Source organism: Staphylococcus kloosii (assembly GCF_032139365.1).
Classification (GTDB): domain Bacteria; phylum Bacillota; class Bacilli; order Staphylococcales; family Staphylococcaceae; genus Staphylococcus; species Staphylococcus kloosii_A.
Genome location: NZ_JAVTDB010000053.1, coordinates 74018 through 92299 on the forward strand (window position 1 = coordinate 74018; position 18282 = coordinate 92299).

Genomic DNA, 18282 nt, shown 5'->3' on the forward strand with positions numbered 1-18282 from the left:
GTATAAAATTTACATTTTAACACCTTTACCTTGGCAAGTTGAGTCTCCGACGCTTTGCTCGGATAAAGGATACTTTTAATTAAATAGGAGGAAATTGATTATGGCAATTTCACAAGAACGCAAAAACGAACTTATTAAAGAATATCGTACGCATGAAGCAGACACTGGTTCACCAGAAGTACAAATAGCTGTTTTAACTGCAGAAATCACTGCATTAAACACGCACTTACGTACACACAAAAAAGACCACCATTCACGTCGTGGTTTATTAAAAATGGTAGGTCGTCGTAGACACTTACTTAACTATTTACGTGGAAAAGATATTCAACGTTACCGTGAATTAATTAAATCATTAGGTATCCGTCGTTAATCTTTAGACGTTTATATTCAGGCCGGGACACAACTTTGTCTCGGCCTGAAATATTTTATCGGTAATTTTCGTCTATATAGTGTGTATACAACATATAACACTTTCAATTTTAGTCATTGTTACCATGGTGTGGGACGACGAAATCTAATATACATTGGATTTCTATCCTACTCTTTTTTTATAACTCAAACATTAAAATATGTTGTAGTAGTCCAGCCATAAATAGGTTGATAATACTTCAATATACTAATATAAAATTACTTAAATAAATGATATGATAGGATTATTAGATATAGGAGAGGAGATTTATAATGTCTCAAGAGAAAAAAGTTTTTAAAACTGAATGGGCAAATCGTTCATTAACAATCGAGACGGGGCAATTAGCTAAACAAGCTAACGGTGCTGCGCTTGTACGTTATGGAGATACGGTAGTACTTTCTACTGCCGTTGCTTCGAAAGAGCCACGTGATGTGGATTTCTTCCCATTAATGGTTAACTTTGAAGAAAAAATGTACGCAGCAGGTAAAATCCCAGGTGGTTTTAAAAAACGCGAAGGACGTCCTAGCGATGATGCTACGTTAACAGCACGACTTATTGATAGACCCATTCGTCCATTATTCCCAAAAGGTTATAAACATGATGTTCAAATTATGAATACAGTACTTAGTGCAGATCCAGATTGTTCGCCTGAAATGGCAGCGATGATTGGTTCATCAGTTGCATTAAGCGTTTCTGATATCCCGTTCCAAGGGCCAATAGCAGGTGTTAATGTTGGACTTGTAGACGGACAATTTGTAATTAATCCAACAGTAGAACAACGTGAAGTTTCTAGATTAGATTTAGAAGTTGCTGGTCATCGTGATGCTGTAAACATGGTAGAAGCTGGCGCTAGTGAAATTACCGAACAAGAAATGCTAGAAGCAATCTTTTTTGGACACGAGGAAATTCAACGTCTAGTCGACTTTCAACAACAAATTATTGATCATTTACAACCTGAAAAACAAGCATTTACACCAGTAGAACAAGATGAACAATTAATAGATAAAGTAACGCGTTTAACTGAAGAACAAGGCTTAAAAAAAGCTGTGTTAACTTTTGATAAACAACAGCGTGACGTTAATTTAGATGCCTTAAAAGATGCAGTAATCGAGCAATTTGTCGATGAAGAAGATCCAGACAATGAAACTTTAATTAAAGAAGTTAAAGCTATTTTAAATGACTTAGTTAAAGCTGAAGTGAGAAGATTGATCGCTGAAGAAAAAATTAGACCTGATGGTCGTAAAACAGATGAAATTAGACCGTTAGACTCTGAAGTTGGTTTATTACCTAGAACGCATGGTTCAGGTTTATTCACACGTGGTCAAACACAAGCGTTATCTGTAGTAACGTTAGGTTCACTAAGTGAATATCAAATTATTGATGGCTTAGGCGCTGAGGAAGAAAAACGCTTTATGCATCATTATAATTTCCCTAACTTCTCTGTTGGCGAAACAGGACCGGTACGTTCTCCAGGACGAAGAGAAATCGGACACGGAGCGTTAGGTGAACGTGCGTTACAACAAATTATCCCTGATATTAAAGATTTCCCTTACACAGTTAGAATCGTAAGTGAAGTGCTTGAATCAAATGGTTCATCATCACAAGCATCAATCTGTGGTTCTACATTAGCATTGATGGACGCTGGTGTACCTATTAAAGCGCCAGTAGCTGGTATTGCAATGGGATTAGTAACTAGAGATGATAGTTATACAATTTTAACTGATATCCAAGGTATGGAAGATGCTTTAGGAGATATGGACTTTAAAGTAGCTGGTACTTCAGAAGGTATTACAGCAATTCAAATGGACATCAAGATCGATGGTCTAACTAAAGAAATTATCCAAGAAGCTTTGGAACAAGCACGTGAAGGTAGAATGGCTATCCTAAATCATATGCTTGAAACTATTGATGTACCTAGAACTGACCTCAGTGCTTATGCGCCAAAAGTCGTAACGATGAACATTAAACCAGACAAGATTAGAGACGTTATTGGGCCTGGTGGCAAAAAAATTAATGAAATCATCGATGAGACTGGCGTAAAATTAGATATCGAACAAGATGGTACGATATTTATTGGTGCAATAGATCAAGATGCAATTAACAAAGCAAAATCAATCATTGAAGACATTACGCGTGAAGCGGAAGTCGGTCAAACTTATGATGCTAAAGTAAAACGTATTGAGAAATTCGGTGCATTTGTTGAATTATTCCCAGGCAAAGATGCGTTAGTTCACATTTCACAAATTGCTAATGAACGTATTAACAAAGTAGAAGATGTACTTGCAATTGGTGATACACTTAAAGTTAAAGTAACTGAAATCGACAAGCAAGGTCGTGTGAATGCATCTCACAAAGTATTAGAAAGTAAATAATTAAGTATGATTAATTTATGAAACTAGTTTAAACAATCATTTCGCACTATAGGTTCAAAGGAAGTGTGTAAATGATTAAACTAGTTTCTTTTTATTTATTAAGTTAAATTACATACAAAAATTGAATGATATGGAAATTACTTTAATAGTGTACATAGCGCCTAAGATAACTTATAATATAGTATGAGATTATATATGGTCGGGGATTAAAATTAGGAGGTACAATTTTGAGTTTAATTAAGAAAAAAAATAAAAATATTCGCATAATCCCCCTTGGTGGAGTCGGAGAAATTGCGAAAAATATGTATATCGTTGAAGTAGACGATGAAATGTTTATGTTAGATGCTGGTTTAATGTTTCCTGAGGATGAAATGCTAGGTGTCGACATCGTTATACCAGATATTCAATATGTTATAGAAAACAAACATAAACTAAAAGGGATTTTCTTGTCACATGGGCATGAGCATGCGATTGGTGCGGTAACTTATGTGCTAGAACAAGTTGATGCCCCTGTGTACGGTTCAAAACTAACGATTGCTTTAGTTAAAGAAAACATGAAATCACGTAATATAGATAAAAAAGTTAGATATTATACAGTTAATAATGAATCTGTTATGCGTTTTAAAGGCGTTAATGTAACATTCTTTAGTACAGCACACAGTATTCCAGATAGTCTAGGCGTGTGTATCCATACTTCATATGGTTCAATCGTTTATACTGGCGAATTTAAATTCGACCAAAGTTTACAAGGTCATTATGCACCCGATTTAAAACATATGACTGAAATTGGTGCAGAAGGCGTTTTTGCACTAATCAGTGATTCTACAGAGGCAGAAAAACCCGGCTACAATACGCCTGAAAATGTTGTAGAATCGCATATGTATGATGCGTTTACTAAAGTTAAGGGTCGTTTAATCGTTTCGTGTTATGCCTCTAACTTTATCCGTATTCAACAAGTGTTGAATGTCGCTAGTAAGTTAAATAGAAAAGTATCGTTCTTAGGTAGATCACTTGAAAGCTCTTTTAGCATTGCACGTAAAATGGGCTATTTTGATATACCAAAAGACTTACTTATCCCAATAAACGAAGTTGAGAACTATCCTAAAAACGAAGTTATTATCATTGCAACTGGTATGCAAGGTGAACCAATTGAAGCGTTAAGCCAAATGGCACAACAAAAACATAAAATTATGAATATTGAAGAAGGCGATTCAGTATTTTTAGCTATCACAGCATCCGCCAATATGGAAGTTATCATCGGTGATACTTTAAATGAACTTGTAAGAGCTGGTGCAGACGTTTTACCGAATAACAAAAAAATCCATGCATCAAGTCATGGATGTATGGAAGAATTAAAAATGATGATTAACATCATGAAGCCAGAGTACTTTATTCCTGTTAATGGCGAATTTAAAATGCAAATTGCGCATGCTAAATTAGCAAACGAAGCAGGCGTTCAACCTGAGAAAATCTTTTTAGTAGAAAAAGGTGACGTTGTTAATTATGACGGCGAAGAAATGATTTTAAATGAAAAAGTAAATTCAGGTAATGTGTTAATAGATGGTATTGGTGTCGGTGATGTCGGTAATATCGTCTTAAGAGATCGTCATTTGTTAGCAGAAGATGGCATATTTATTGCAGTAGTAACATTGGATCCTAAAAACAGACGCATTGCTGCTGGTCCTGAGATACAGTCACGTGGATTTGTATATGTGCGTGAAAGTGAAGAACTATTAAATGAAGCTGAAGAAAAAGTGCGCGAAATTGTAGAACAAGGACTCATGGAAAAAAGAATCGAATGGTCTGAAATTAAACAAAATATGCGCGATCAAATCAGTAAGCTTTTATTTGAAAGTACAAAACGTCGTCCAATGATCATTCCAGTAATTTCGGAAATCTAATATTAACACACAGTTGAAGAGGTTGAGACTTGAGCTTTAATCATATAGCGTAAAGTTTCTACCTCTTTGTGTCATTAATAGCGGTTTATAAAATAGAAGTGTTGTTTAAATTCAAATAGTACTACATGGATTTTGTTGTAATCAAACAATTTTAGTTCCAAGTGACGCGCTAAATTTAAACGCCACTGATACATAGATTTAGTCAAAGAAGGTGTGAATTTTGCCACAAACGAAAAAGAGAACCACTGCTAAGAAAAAACCTACTAATACTAAAAAGAAAACGACCAGTCGTAAAAACAAACAAGGTGATAACGCCTTAAAATATATTTTTGCGATAATGGTTATAATTTTAACGGTATTAGCTGTTTTTCAATTAGGCATTGTTGGTGTCATGTTAGATAGTTTTTTCAACTATTTATTGGGCATGAGTAGATATTTAACATATATATTGATATTAGTAGCAACAATATTTATAACTTTTTATAAAGGAATACCTAAGACGAGAAGAACAGTCGGCACAATCGTATTACAAGTAACTTTATTATTATTAACACAAATCGTATTTCATTTTGCTCATACAAGCCAATCTAAAAGAGAACCTGTACTGTCATTTGTCTATAAATCATACGAACATTCACACTTCCCAAATTTTGGCGGTGGCATATTAGGATACTATTTATTAGAATTCTTAACGCCGCTGATATCGATAGTTGGTGTGATTATAGCAACAATTTTATTAATTATTTCTAGTATTGTATTGATATTGAAATATCGTCACAGAGATGTAGCTAAAAGTTTCTTTGATAATGCTAAGGTGAAAAGTGAGTCTGCTTCTTACAAATTAAGTGAGAAAAGACATCAAAATAAAGTTAAAAAAGAAGCTAAAGCAAGAGTGAAGGCAGAGAAAAAAGCAGAACAAGAAGCCGAAGCGAGTAATGTAAAAGATGTTAGTGACTTACCAGAAGTAACTGAGAGCGAACAACAAACGCCACAATCAGCAATTCCTATTTATGGTCATAATGATTCAGCAACTAAAACTCAAAAAAAAATACAACAAAGTGACGATGAGTCGGATTATGATAATCCCGCACTATCTTCAGCTATTAGTCATTCACGTAAAGATAATAAAAGCGATGTAAACGCTAAAGATGCTCAAAGCGTTGAAGCAGACGCAGATTATGATAATTCTGGTTCAATTTCTGATGCAGGAGAGGTAGAAAATGAAGCTTATAAAATCCCGCCATTGAGTTTACTTAAGCAACCTGCGAAACAACAATCTACATCTAAGACTGAAGTACAGAAAAAAGGACGTTTACTTGAAACTACATTGAAAAACTTTGGTGTTGACGCCAGAGTAACTCAAATTAAGATAGGACCTGCGGTAACACAATATGAAATACAACCAGCACAAGGTGTCAAGGTAAGTAAAATTGTGAACTTAAATAATGACTTAGCGTTAGCATTGGCAGCGAAAGATATTAGAATTGAAGCTCCGATTCCTGGCCGTTCAGCTGTAGGTATTGAAGTACCAAATGATAAAATTTCACTTGTTGCGCTAAAAGAAGTATTAGACGAAAAATTTCCTGCTGAGAATAAACTAGAAGTTGGCTTAGGTAGAGATATTTCTGGCGATCCTATTACAGTAGAACTAAATAAAATGCCTCACTTATTAGTGGCTGGATCTACAGGTAGTGGTAAATCTGTTTGTATTAATGGCATTATTACAAGTATTTTATTGAATGCCAAACCGCACGAAGTGAAATTAATGTTAATCGACCCGAAAATGGTTGAATTAAATGTCTATAACGGGATACCACATTTGTTAACACCTGTAGTTACCAACCCGCATAAAGCAGCACAAGCATTAGAAAAAGTTGTTGCTGAAATGGAACGACGTTACGACTTATTCCAACATTCTTCGACTAAAAATATAGAAGGTTACAATCAATATATTCGTCGTCAAAATGAAGAACTTGATGAAAAACAAGCCGAACTACCTTATATAGTCACTATCGTAGATGAATTAGCCGACTTGATGATGGTTGCCGGTAAAGATGTTGAAAATGCCATTCAACGTATTACACAAATGGCGCGTGCCGCAGGTATTCATTTGATTATTGCTACACAACGTCCTTCAGTAGATGTCATTACTGGTATTATTAAAAATAACATCCCTTCAAGAATAGCGTTTGCGGTCAGTTCACAAACCGATTCAAGAACAATTATTGATAGCGGTGGTGCAGATAAACTACTCGGTAAAGGTGACATGTTGTATGTGGCTAATGGCGGTTCAATACGTACGCGTGTGCAAGGCGCATTTTTAAGTGAACAAGAAGTACAAGATGTCGTTAATTACGTTGTAGATCAACAAAAAGCAAACTACGTTAAAGAAATGGAACCGGATGAGCCTGTAGAGAAATCCGAAATGAAGAGTGAAGATCCACTATATGATGAAGCATACTTATTTGTATTAGAACAACAAAAAGCAAGTACGTCATTATTACAACGTCAGTTCAGAATAGGTTATAATAGAGCTTCAAGATTGATGGATGATTTAGAAAATAATCAGGTAATTGGACCACAAAAAGGAAGCAAACCAAGACAAATATTAGTTGATTTAAATAGCGATGAGGTGTAAATATGGAATTAACTTCAGTGTATAAAGTTAAAGAGTGGATTTTAAACCAAATTAAGGCCGGTAAATTAAATAATGGTGATAAACTGCCAAGTTATTTAAGCATTGCTAGAGACTTAAAAGTTAAAACAGATGATGTCTATGATGGCGTAGATGAATTGATAACAGAACAAATTTTAACTAATAATTTAGAGGAAGGTGTCAGTGTTAAACCACTACACCCTTTCCTTTACCCTTTAGGGGAAGTAGTGAGTATAAGTAAAATGATTGAAGAGCAAGGTTATAATGCGGGGATTGAATTTATTAGCTTAGATGAAAAACCGGCTACTTCTTTAGATGCATATACCTTAGAAATTGAAGATAAGACGCTCGTAACGATTATTGAACGTATTCGTACAGCAGATCAATTTCCAGTCGTTTATTGTTTAGATAAAATTCCAAATGATGATTTAACCTGTTTTCAATATCAAGAAAATAGACAATCCATTTTAAATGCAATTGAACAAAATTCTGATAAAGAAATTTGCTATGCTGAAACAGAAATAGAAGCGATAAGTTATGAACCGCATATCTCTGATTTATTAAATGCGTCGCCTCATGAAGGCTTAATGTTATTAAAGTTAGTTCATTATGATCAAAATGATAAACCTGTATTTTATTCATTTAATTACTTTAAAAGTAGTTTAGTAAAATTTAAAACGGTAAGAAATAGAGTATAAACTAAAATGAAAGTGGGGAAAATTATTGGAAAATATAAAACCACAAGATAATTTTCATGTAAGCGTGTTACCAACGACTAAGTTTAAGACGACGATGATTACATTGAAGTTTATGGCGCCATTGGATGATGAGACAATCACTTCTAGATCGTTGCTTAGTAAAATACTTATGAGGGCTACCCAAAAGTATCCTACAGATAAAGCTTTTAATAGAAAGTTATCTGAACTTTATGGCGCATATGTAAATAGCTATGTTTCTAAATTTAAAGATAAACATGTAATTACAATATCTTTAGAGTTAGTTAACGAAAAATATTTAAAAGATACGACGCCTTTATTCGAACAAGGTATTGAACTTTTAAAAGAAATAATTTGGCAACCTTTAGTTAATGATGGCTTATTTGACGAAACTTTATTAGCACAAGAAAAGTCTTTATTAACAAAAAAATTAGAAGCAGTAGAAGATAATAAATCACAACTAGCGTTTTTAAATTTACTTCAACATATGTTTGGTGACCAATCATATAGCCAACTTTCTACAGGGCAAGTAGAAAAAATAGCACATATCACGAACGAATCTTTATATAATACATATCAATCTATGATTGAAAATGACTATTGCGCTGTATACGTAGTAGGCAATGTCAATGAAAATGAAGTGAAATCAAATATAAATAAATACTTCAAATTAAAACCATTTAAATTTGAATCATTTAATGATGTTCAAGTAAAACCTAAAAATCAATTACCTCACTTTGTGGTTGAGTATGATGAAATTGATCAAGCGAAATTAAATATGGGTTTTAAATTCCCGAGTAAATTTGGAGATAATGATTATTTTACCTTTGTTGTATTAAACATGATGTTCGGTGGAGATCCATCTTCAGTATTGTTTAATGAAGTACGCGAAAATCAAAGTTTAGCTTATTCAATACATTCACAAATTGATAGTAAAAATGGCTATATGTTTGTGTTGAGTGGTGTATCCTCTAATAAATATGAGACTACTCAAATGACGATCATTAAAGAATTTGAAAAGTTCCAACAAGGTGATTTTACTGACGAAAAAATAGATTTAGCTAAAAAAGTGATTATTTCACAACGACGAGAAGCGGAAGATAGACCAAAAAGTATTATAGAACGTTTAAATAATAACTTGTTACTCGAGTCAGACATGACAGAGTCTACATACATAGAAGGTATTATGAATGTTTCTCGCGACCAAATTATCGCTTTAGCCCAAGCAACAGTCTTAGATACTATATATATTTTGACTAAGGGAGGAGAAGCATAATGGAGGAACAATATTATCAACAAATAGACGAATATGTGTACAAAGAAACATTAGACAATGGCTTAGACGTCTTTATTATACCTAAAAGAGGGTTTCAAAAAACATTTGTAACATATACAACGCAATTTGGCTCATTAGATAGTAAATTTAAACCTCATAATCAAGATTCATACATAACAGTTCCAGACGGTGTAGCACACTTTTTAGAACATAAGTTATTTGAAAATGAAGAAGATGACTTATTTACAGCATTTGCGGAAGATAATGCACAAGTTAATGCATTTACAAGTTTTGACCGTACGAGTTATTTGTTTAGTGCTACAGACCAAGTTGAAACGAATATTAAACGTTTACTCACTATGGTCGAAACACCGTACTTTACGAAAGAAACTGTAGATAAAGAAAAAGGGATTATTGCCGAAGAGATTAAAATGTACCAAGAACAACCAGGTTATAAAATCATGTTTAACACCTTAAGAGCAATGTATGACACTCACCCAATTAAAGTCGATATTGCAGGAAGTGTCGACAGTATATATGAGATAACAAAAGATGATTTATATTTATGTTATGAAACTTTTTATCATCCATCTAATATGGTGTTGTTCGTGGTAGGTGATGTAGACCCTGAACAAATTTTAAATATCGTAACTAAACATGAAGATAAAAGAGATAAAGTAGCACAACCCGAAATACAACGAGCCCCATTAATTGAACAAGAAGAAGTCAATCAACAATTTGTGTCAGAAACAATGAAATTGCAATCACCAAGATTAATGCTTGGTTTTAAAAACAAGCCATTAACAAATGCTTCTGCTGATCAATATGTACGCAAAGATTTAGAGATGACATTGTTTTTTGAACTTGTATTTGGCGAAGAAACAGATTTTTACCAATCGTTACTTAATAGTGAATTGATAGATGATACATTTGGCTATCAATTTATATTAGAACCAACGTATAGCTTTTCAATTATTTCAAGTGCGACGCAAAAGCCAGATGAACTCAAACAATTATTATTAGCAGAATTAGAAAAATCTCAAGGTAAATTAACAGATAATGAAGCATTTGAATTACTGAAAAAACAATTTATTGGAGAATTTATTTCTGGTTTAAACTCTCCAGAGTATATTGCGAATCAATATACTAAATTACATTTTGAAGGGGTAAGCCTATTCGATATGTTAGAAATAGTAGAAAATATTACGTTAGAAAGTGTTAATGACACTGCTAAACAGTGTTTGAATTTAGAGCAAATGGTTGATAGTCGTTTGGAGATGAAATAATATGAAGGCTCTGGTTATAGGTGGCTCTGGTTCGATAGGAAAAGCAATCGTTACACGCTTGTTAAATGAAGGTTATGAAGTTATTATCCAATATAATTCGGCAGACTTAACTGACTTAACTAAACAATTTGAAAACTGTGCGGTGCAATTTGTACAATGCGATTTATTAGCAGCATCTGATTATAATAAAGTTTTTGGTTTTATACATAATTTAGATTGCTTAATATATTCAGGTGGAAATGCACTTTATGGACAAATTCAAGACATGCAAGATGAACAAATTGATGACGCTTATCGTCTACATGTACGTGAATTTATAAGATTGTCTAAATATTTTGTAGATCAACTACGTCGCAGTGATAATGGCAGAATTATCGTAATTTCATCTATATGGGGTGAAACTGGCGCTAGTTTAGAGTCAGTATATTCGGCAATGAAAAGTGCACAAATTGGTTTCGTTAAAGCAATGAGTCAAGAATTAGCATTAACAACTGTTACGGTTAATGCAATTACTCCGGGTATTGTACGAGGGCGTATGTCTGAAGTGTGGAGTGATAAGGAACTGCAACAAATCCTTGATGATCTACCTCAACAGCGCTTAATTGAACCAGAAGAAATTGCATATACTTGTGCCTATCTTTGCCATCCTTTTGCTAAAAGTGTTACAGGTACCGTTCAAAAAATTAACGGTGGTTGGTATTTATAAAAGTAAGACGATAATTTGTTCCACGGAATTAATATTCAATGTTATAATGACCATATAATTAAATGCAAACGATAACAAACATATATACGTCCGTTTGTATCATTGTTTAAACTTGTCACTGCTCGAAAACTAAGGGGTGTAAAATATGACGGTTACTACAAAAAAAGAATGGTATTTAGAATATGAAATTACTATGAACCGTGCAGGTTTATTAGGTGATATTTCAAGTCTTTTAGGCATGATGGGTATTAGTATTGTTACTATTAATGGTGTTGAACAAGCTCGACGAGGTTTGCTTATTAAATCAGACAACCTAGAAAAAGTGAGTCGTTTTGAAGGCATTGTAAGCGAAATCGATGACATTTCTATTACGAAGTTGAGAAAACCCGAATTACGTGACAGATTAGCTGTAAGACATGGACGTTACATAGAACAAGATGCCGATGATAAAAAGACGTTTCGCTTTGAACGTGAAGATTTAGGTTTATTAGTAGATTTTATGGCGGAATTGTTTAAAGAAAACGGCCATAAATTGATAGGTATTAGAGGTATGCCTCGCGTTGGTAAAACAGAATCCATCGTTGCTGGTAGTGTATGTGCGCATAAAAGATGGCTGTTTATTAGTTCAACACTTATTAAACAGACGGTGCGTAGTTCGTTGATTAAAGGCGAATATGATTCTGACCATGTTTACATTATTGATGGTGCGGTTACCGCAAGAGAATCAGATACTAAACACCAAGAGTTAGTGAAAGAAGTAATGAATTTACCAGCGATTAAAGTCGTGGAACATCCAGATTTATTTGTCGAAACAAGTGATTACGAAATGAATGATTTTGATTATATCATTGAGTTGAGAGAAAATAAAAACCAAGAAATCCATTATGAAGAAATGAAAAAAAATACGGTCAAAAGAAAAAATAATTTAGATTTCGGTGAAAATGGATTTGGTGACTTCGGTGATGGTTTTGGTTTCTTTTAATAAAATTGTAGTGAAGTAAGGAGCAATCTTGCCGTGAATAGTATTGGTCAAACATTGAAAGGGCGCCGTGAACGTTTGGGCATGACGCTAAATGAATTAGAAGGTAAAACACATATTAAACGTGAAACATTAAAGTTAATTGAAAACAATGATTTTAATGGCTTAAAAAAAGCTGATTATGCTGAAGGTTTTATTATTAAATATGCTAAGGCAGTCAATATTGACTCGGAGCAACTGATTGAGTCTCACAGAGACGAAATTCCGAATAGAAGAAATAATGATATCAATGAAGCAATTCATGCTTTTTCCACTGGTGAAGCGCCGTCATATAGAAGAAGAGATAAAGAACCGCTGCAATTGGCAGTCGTTATTAGTGCCGTTATTCTTATTACAATAGTGCTATGGATTTTAGCGGTAATCATATTTTAAGAAGTCAACGTGTTAAGATAAAAATAGAAAAGAGGATTTTATATGAACATACCGAATTGGATAACGGTTTTTAGGGTTATACTAATTCCAGTATTTTTAATTTTTGCATTGGTAAATTTTGGATTTGGAACAGTGTCATTTATCGGCGGTTATAATGTGAGAATCGAGTTAATTATAAGTGGCATAGTATTTATAGTAGCTTCATTAAGTGATTTTGCCGATGGCTATTTAGCTAGAAAATGGCAATTAGTTACGAACATGGGTAAATTCTTAGATCCACTAGCAGACAAATTATTAGTATCTGCTGCACTTATTGCATTGGTACAAATAGATTTAACTAATTCTGTCGTTGCAATAATAATTATCGCTAGAGAATTTGCAGTTACAGGTCTACGTTTATTACAAATTGAACAAGGTTTCGTAAGTGCTGCAGGTCAACTTGGTAAAATTAAAACTGCGATTACTATGGTTGCATTGATTTGGATTCTTTTAGGTGATCCATTAGCGACATGGTTAGGTTTTCCATTAGGTCAAGTGCTCCTTTATATTGGTGTATTCTTTACTATTCTTTCTGGTGTTGAATATTTCTATAAAGGCAGAGATGTATTTAAAGCAAAATAATATATTGTTATGAACTATGGCAGAAATCAATTTGGTTTCTGCCTTGTTTTAATTGTACACAAAGTTAGTAGGCAAAATAATTATTTTAATCATACGTAGCGATTAATTTTCCAATTACTATTCTTAGATTTTTAAAGAAATTTAGTTTTATAATAGAGGGTATAGTTAATACGTACATTGTATACATATTGAAGGAGGTAATGAATTGTGAAAGTTTCAATTATAGCAGTTGGCTCAGAGTTACTATTAGGTCAAATTGCCAACACTAATGGACAATACTTATCAAAACTATTAAACGGCATCGGCCATAGTGTGTTAGAACATGCTGTGGTAGGTGATAATCCAAAACGACTAGAACGTGTAGTGAGCAATGCGTTAAACAATAATGATACAGTAATTCTAACAGGGGGATTAGGACCTACTAAAGATGACTTAACTAAACATACAGTGGCTAGTATACTGGGTCGTTCTTTAGTTACAGATGACCAAGCTTTAACGTATATCGAGGATTATTTTAAACAACAAGACCAAGTTATGACGCCTAATAATAAACAACAAGCATTAGTTATTGAAGGTTCAAAAGTATTAGAAAATAAAGTAGGTATGGCACCTGGTATGTTAGTAGAAACTAATGGCAAACGTATCGTTTTACTGCCTGGGCCACCAAAAGAAATGCAACCAATGGCTAAAAATGAACTATTACCTCATTTGCTCGATGGTGAACAAGTCATTTTTTCAGAACTACTTAGATTTGCTGGTATTGGAGAATCTCGCGTAGAAACTGAACTAATCGATTTAATCGATAATCAAAGTAATCCAACAATTGCACCATTGGCTGGGACACACGAGGTTAATATACGTCTAACTGCTAATGGACAAACTACGCATGAATGCCATGAATTGATTGCACCTATTAAGCAAGAAATTTTAACGCGAATAGGTGACTATTATTATGGCTCAGATGATATGAAGCTTGAGCAAGCCGTTATGCAAGAAGTAAGTCGTTCGTTTGCACTATATGATGGTGTAACCGATGGCAAATTATATAGTAGATTACAAGATTACAATGATGCTAACAAGTTGAAAGGCATGTTACCCCATTCTGATAAATTTATAACAAAAAGTAATGATATTAATAATCAACTAGCAATTGGCGCTACGATTGTTAAAGATCTATTTGAAACAGAAATGGGAATTGCATTATTATATGATGACAATAAAATTTATTTAGGAATATTGTCAGAAGATAAATTACATGTGCAATCATTCAATATTGCACAATCTAGAAATCTCATTAAATCTAGAACACCAAATTATGCGCTCATAAGATTACTAAATTTTATTAAACACTGATAAAAGAGCGCAATATTTAAATTGTATAGTACGCATGTTCGATTAAACAAAGTTTTAACAAATTAATAGCGAACAAATATTCGCAAAATGCTTGATAAATTATAATAATCCATGTATGATGTGATTAAGATAATTAATAGAGATTAAACTCATTTAGGAGGTTCATCATTGGATAACGATCGTCAAAAAGCTTTAGATACAGTAATAAAAAACATGGAAAAATCATTTGGTAAAGGTTCAGTTATGAAATTGGGCGATAACAAAGGGCGTAGAGTTTCAAGCGTTTCAAGTGGTTCAGTAACATTAGATAACGCACTAGGAGTAGGCGGATACCCAAAAGGTAGAATTGTTGAAATTTATGGACCAGAAAGTTCTGGTAAAACTACTGTTGCGCTACATGCTATTGCAGAAGTGCAAAGAAAAGGCGGTATTGCTGCATTTATCGATGCGGAACATGCGCTAGACCCAGTTTATGCAGAAGCTTTAGGCGTAGATATTGATAATTTATATTTATCTCAACCTGACCATGGTGAACAAGGTCTTGAAATTGCAGAAGCCTTCGTGCGAAGTGGCGCAGTAGACATCGTAGTCGTCGACTCAGTTGCCGCACTAACACCAAAAGCTGAAATTGAAGGTGAAATGGGAGATACACACGTTGGTTTACAAGCACGTCTAATGTCTCAAGCATTACGTAAATTATCAGGTGCGATTTCTAAATCAAATACAACAGCTGTATTTATTAACCAAATCAGAGAAAAAGTCGGTGTTATGTTCGGTAATCCTGAAACAACACCTGGTGGCCGTGCGCTTAAATTCTATAGTTCTGTAAGATTAGAAGTTCGCCGAGCAGAACAATTAAAACAAGGACAAGATATTGTCGGTAACAGAACAAAAATTAAAGTAGTAAAAAACAAAGTTGCACCACCATTTAGAGTTGCCGAAGTAGATATTATGTATGGTAAAGGTATATCTAAAGAAGGCGAGTTAATTGATTTAGGTGTTGAACACGAAATCGTAGATAAATCAGGTGCTTGGTACTCTTACAATGGAGAACGCATGGGTCAAGGTAAGGAAAATGTTAAGATGTTCCTTAAAGAAAACCCTGAAATTAAAAAAGATATTAACCAGAAATTACGCGAGAAATTAGGCATATTTGATGGTGATGTTGAAGAATCAGAAAGTGAAGACAATGTTCCTGATTCATTATTTGATGAAGAATAACAAAATATAACATTTCATTAAAAGAGAAGTTTTATCGCATGAAGATAAAACTTCTCTTTTTTGCTTAATTTGCGAATATTAAATTCGTAAAATTTTTGAGATAATAGAATGAGTTTATTGATTATATATAAATAAATAGCCAAGATAAGTTATAAGGCAATAACCTTTGAATAGTGCATTATAACAATGTTAAATTATGATTTAGTACCATAAATAATTCATTTATTAGTTATAATAAAAAGTAATTAAGATATTTTTAAATACTAATAAAAGGCTATTTAAAATGAAATTATATTATTGTAGATTGATGCCTTGACACTTCTTAGTTTTTAAACGTACAATTACATTGTATGATTATTATATAGTTCAATAAAATCATATTTATTTTTATATAAAGCGCAAATCCTAGAAAAAGGGGGTGTTTATGTGAGTTTATTAGGCCTCCTACTCATTTTGCTAGGAATTATTCTGGGCGTTGTTGTAGGGTATTTTATTGCCCGAAATTTGTTGCAACAAAAACAAATCCAAGCAAGACAAACTGCTGAAGATATCATCGATCAGGCGAATAAAGAAGCAGATAATGTAAAAAAAGAAAAACTACTTGAAGCAAAAGAAGAAAACCAAATCTTAAAAGAGCAAGTTGAAAATGAACTTCGTGAAAGACGAGGAGAACTTCAAAGGCAAGAATCTCGCCTACTTCAAAAAGAAGAAAATTTGGAACGTAAATCTGATTTGCTTGATAAAAAAGATGAAATTTTAGAGCAAAAAGAATCTAAACTTGAAGAAAGACAACAACAAGTAGATGCAAAAGAGAGTAGTGTTCAATCATTAATAAATAAACATGAACAAGAATTAGAACGCATCTCTGGTCTCAGTCAAGAAGAAGCAGCTAATGAGCAACTTCAAAGAGTTGAGGAAGAATTGTCACAAGATATTGCAATACTTGTTAAGGAAAAAGAGAAAGAAGCAAAAGAAAAAGTCGATAAAAATGCAAAAGAGTTATTAGCAACTACTGTACAACGATTAGCGGCTGAACATACGTCAGAATCAACAGTATCAGTTGTTAATTTACCTAACGATGAAATGAAAGGTCGAATCATTGGTAGAGAGGGTAGAAATATTAGAACTCTAGAAACGCTTACTGGTATCGACTTAATCATAGACGATACGCCTGAAGCGGTAATACTATCAGGGTTTGACCCAATCAGACGTGAAATTGCTAGAACAGCATTAGTAAATCTTGTTTCCGATGGTAGAATCCATCCTGGACGGATTGAAGATATGGTAGAGAAAGCTCGAAAAGAAGTAGACGATATTATAAGAGATGCTGGGGAACAAGCTACATTTGAAATAAATGTGCATAATATGCATCCAGATTTAGTGAAAATACTAGGTCGTTTACAATATCGTACAAGCTACGGCCAAAATGTGCTTAAACATTCTATCGAAGTGGCATATTTAAGTGGCATGCTTGCTGCTGAATTAGGTGAGGATGTTTCATTAGCTAAACGTGCAGGACTACTTCACGATGTTGGTAAAGCAATCGATCATGAAGTTGAAGGTAGCCATGTTGAAATTGGTGTAGAATTAGCGAAAAAATACAATGAAAATGAAACAGTTATTAACGCTATTCATTCACACCACGGTGATGTAGAACCTACATCTATAATATCTATTTTAGTAGCAGCTGCAGACGCATTATCAGCAGCTAGACCTGGCGCTCGTAAAGAAACTTTAGAAAACTATATCAGAAGACTTGAGCGTTTAGAAACTTTATCAGAAAGTTACGATGGTGTAGATAAAGCATTTGCAATACAAGCTGGTAGAGAAATTCGAGTAATTGTATCACCAGATGCTATAGACGACTTAAAATCACATCGCTTAGCAAGGGACATAAAAAGTCAAATTGAAGATGAACTTCAATACCCTGGCCATATTAAAGTGACTGTTGTTCGTGAGACTAGGGCAGTTGAATATGCAAAATAAAAAAGGTTGCCATTATGGCAACCTTTTTTATATGCAATCATTATTAAAATAACATAATTATGTGAGTTCTAAATCAGTTTTCTTCACTTCTTGGATGATTTCAGCTGTATCATAAGAGTTTGTTGAAATATTTGAGTAACGTTCCGCTAAACGATAAGCGTTAATATAAAGTTCTAAGCTTTCTTTAGCTACTTCTTCAGCATCATCACTTTTAGAAGGATTTGCTGAAACTACTAAATTTGCAAAATTTTCGGGATCAATATTAATTGACATAAATGATTTACATCTCCTAATAAATTATTTTAACTTTACAATATTTCAATTACCACGTGAATATAACTTAAAACAAAATATCTAGCATAAATTTT

General features: G+C 33.5%; 14 protein-coding genes and 2 pseudogenes. 15 read left to right on the forward strand and 1 reads right to left on the reverse strand.

Translation table 11 applies throughout. The features are described from left to right. The first annotated feature begins 100 nt into the window (after positions 1-100). The 15 genes and pseudogenes from rpsO to rny all read left to right on the forward strand — a co-directional run bounded on the left by rpsO (position 101) and on the right by rny (position 17914). Positions 101-370: a 30S ribosomal protein S15 gene (gene rpsO / locus RPL90_RS07055; protein ID WP_048794049.1), complete on the forward strand. Its 270-nt coding sequence runs from the start codon at positions 101-103 to the stop codon at positions 368-370. Positions 371-681: 311 nt separating this feature from the next. Beyond that, entirely contained in the window at positions 682-2781 is a 2100-nt protein-coding gene (pnp, locus tag RPL90_RS07060; protein ID WP_313547240.1) for a polyribonucleotide nucleotidyltransferase, read from the forward strand. Between the two features lie 227 nt (positions 2782-3008). Beyond that, positions 3009-4682, forward strand: coding sequence for a ribonuclease J2 (gene rnjB / locus RPL90_RS07065; RefSeq protein WP_313547242.1), 1674 nt, complete (start codon positions 3009-3011; stop codon positions 4680-4682). Between the two features lie 220 nt (positions 4683-4902). Continuing rightward, a pseudogene (locus RPL90_RS12960) lies at positions 4903-5710 on the forward strand (DNA translocase FtsK 4TM domain-containing protein); the annotation flags it as partial. A 161-nt stretch (positions 5711-5871) separates the two neighbouring features. Next, positions 5872-7320 (forward strand): annotated as a pseudogene (locus RPL90_RS12965) (DNA translocase FtsK); the annotation flags it as partial. 2 nt (positions 7321-7322) lie between these two features. Continuing rightward, on the forward strand, positions 7323-8036 hold the full coding sequence (locus tag RPL90_RS07075; protein ID WP_313547246.1) for a GntR family transcriptional regulator: 714 nt from the start codon (positions 7323-7325) through the stop codon (positions 8034-8036). 25 nt (positions 8037-8061) lie between these two features. Continuing rightward, positions 8062-9330, forward strand: coding sequence for an EF-P 5-aminopentanol modification-associated protein YfmF (yfmF, locus tag RPL90_RS07080; RefSeq protein ID WP_313547248.1), 1269 nt, complete (start codon positions 8062-8064; stop codon positions 9328-9330). Further along, positions 9330-10616, forward strand: coding sequence for an EF-P 5-aminopentanol modification-associated protein YfmH (gene yfmH, locus RPL90_RS07085; RefSeq protein ID WP_313547250.1), 1287 nt, complete (start codon positions 9330-9332; stop codon positions 10614-10616). The genes yfmF and yfmH overlap by 1 nt, the downstream gene beginning before the upstream one ends. A gap of 1 nt (position 10617) precedes the next feature. After that, a complete protein-coding gene (gene ymfI / locus RPL90_RS07090; RefSeq protein WP_313547252.1) occupies positions 10618-11322 on the forward strand; it encodes an elongation factor P 5-aminopentanone reductase in 705 nt (234 codons plus the stop codon). A 145-nt stretch (positions 11323-11467) separates the two neighbouring features. Then, the gene (locus tag RPL90_RS07095; protein WP_313547254.1) at positions 11468-12304 is read left to right on the forward strand and encodes a DUF3388 domain-containing protein; all 837 of its coding nucleotides are present in this window, start codon (positions 11468-11470) and stop codon (positions 12302-12304) included. Positions 12305-12337: 33 nt separating this feature from the next. Next, on the forward strand, positions 12338-12733 hold the full coding sequence (locus RPL90_RS07100) for a helix-turn-helix domain-containing protein (protein WP_313547256.1): 396 nt from the start codon (positions 12338-12340) through the stop codon (positions 12731-12733). 42 nt (positions 12734-12775) lie between these two features. Further along, positions 12776-13354: a CDP-diacylglycerol--glycerol-3-phosphate 3-phosphatidyltransferase gene (gene pgsA, locus RPL90_RS07105; RefSeq protein WP_313547258.1), complete on the forward strand. Its 579-nt coding sequence runs from the start codon at positions 12776-12778 to the stop codon at positions 13352-13354. A gap of 207 nt (positions 13355-13561) precedes the next feature. Next, positions 13562-14707, forward strand: coding sequence for a CinA family nicotinamide mononucleotide deamidase-related protein (locus RPL90_RS07110; RefSeq protein WP_313547260.1), 1146 nt, complete (start codon positions 13562-13564; stop codon positions 14705-14707). A gap of 168 nt (positions 14708-14875) precedes the next feature. Then, on the forward strand, positions 14876-15928 hold the full coding sequence (gene recA, locus RPL90_RS07115) for a recombinase RecA (RefSeq protein ID WP_313547263.1): 1053 nt from the start codon (positions 14876-14878) through the stop codon (positions 15926-15928). 426 nt (positions 15929-16354) lie between these two features. Next, entirely contained in the window at positions 16355-17914 is a 1560-nt protein-coding gene (rny, locus tag RPL90_RS07120) for a ribonuclease Y (protein ID WP_313547265.1), read from the forward strand. Positions 17915-17971: 57 nt separating this feature from the next. Here the strand turns inward: rny and RPL90_RS07125 are convergent, their stop codons facing one another. After that, positions 17972-18187: a hypothetical protein gene (locus tag RPL90_RS07125; RefSeq protein WP_061854805.1), complete on the reverse strand. Its 216-nt coding sequence runs from the start codon at positions 18185-18187 to the stop codon at positions 17972-17974. Positions 18188-18282 lie beyond the last annotated feature (95 nt).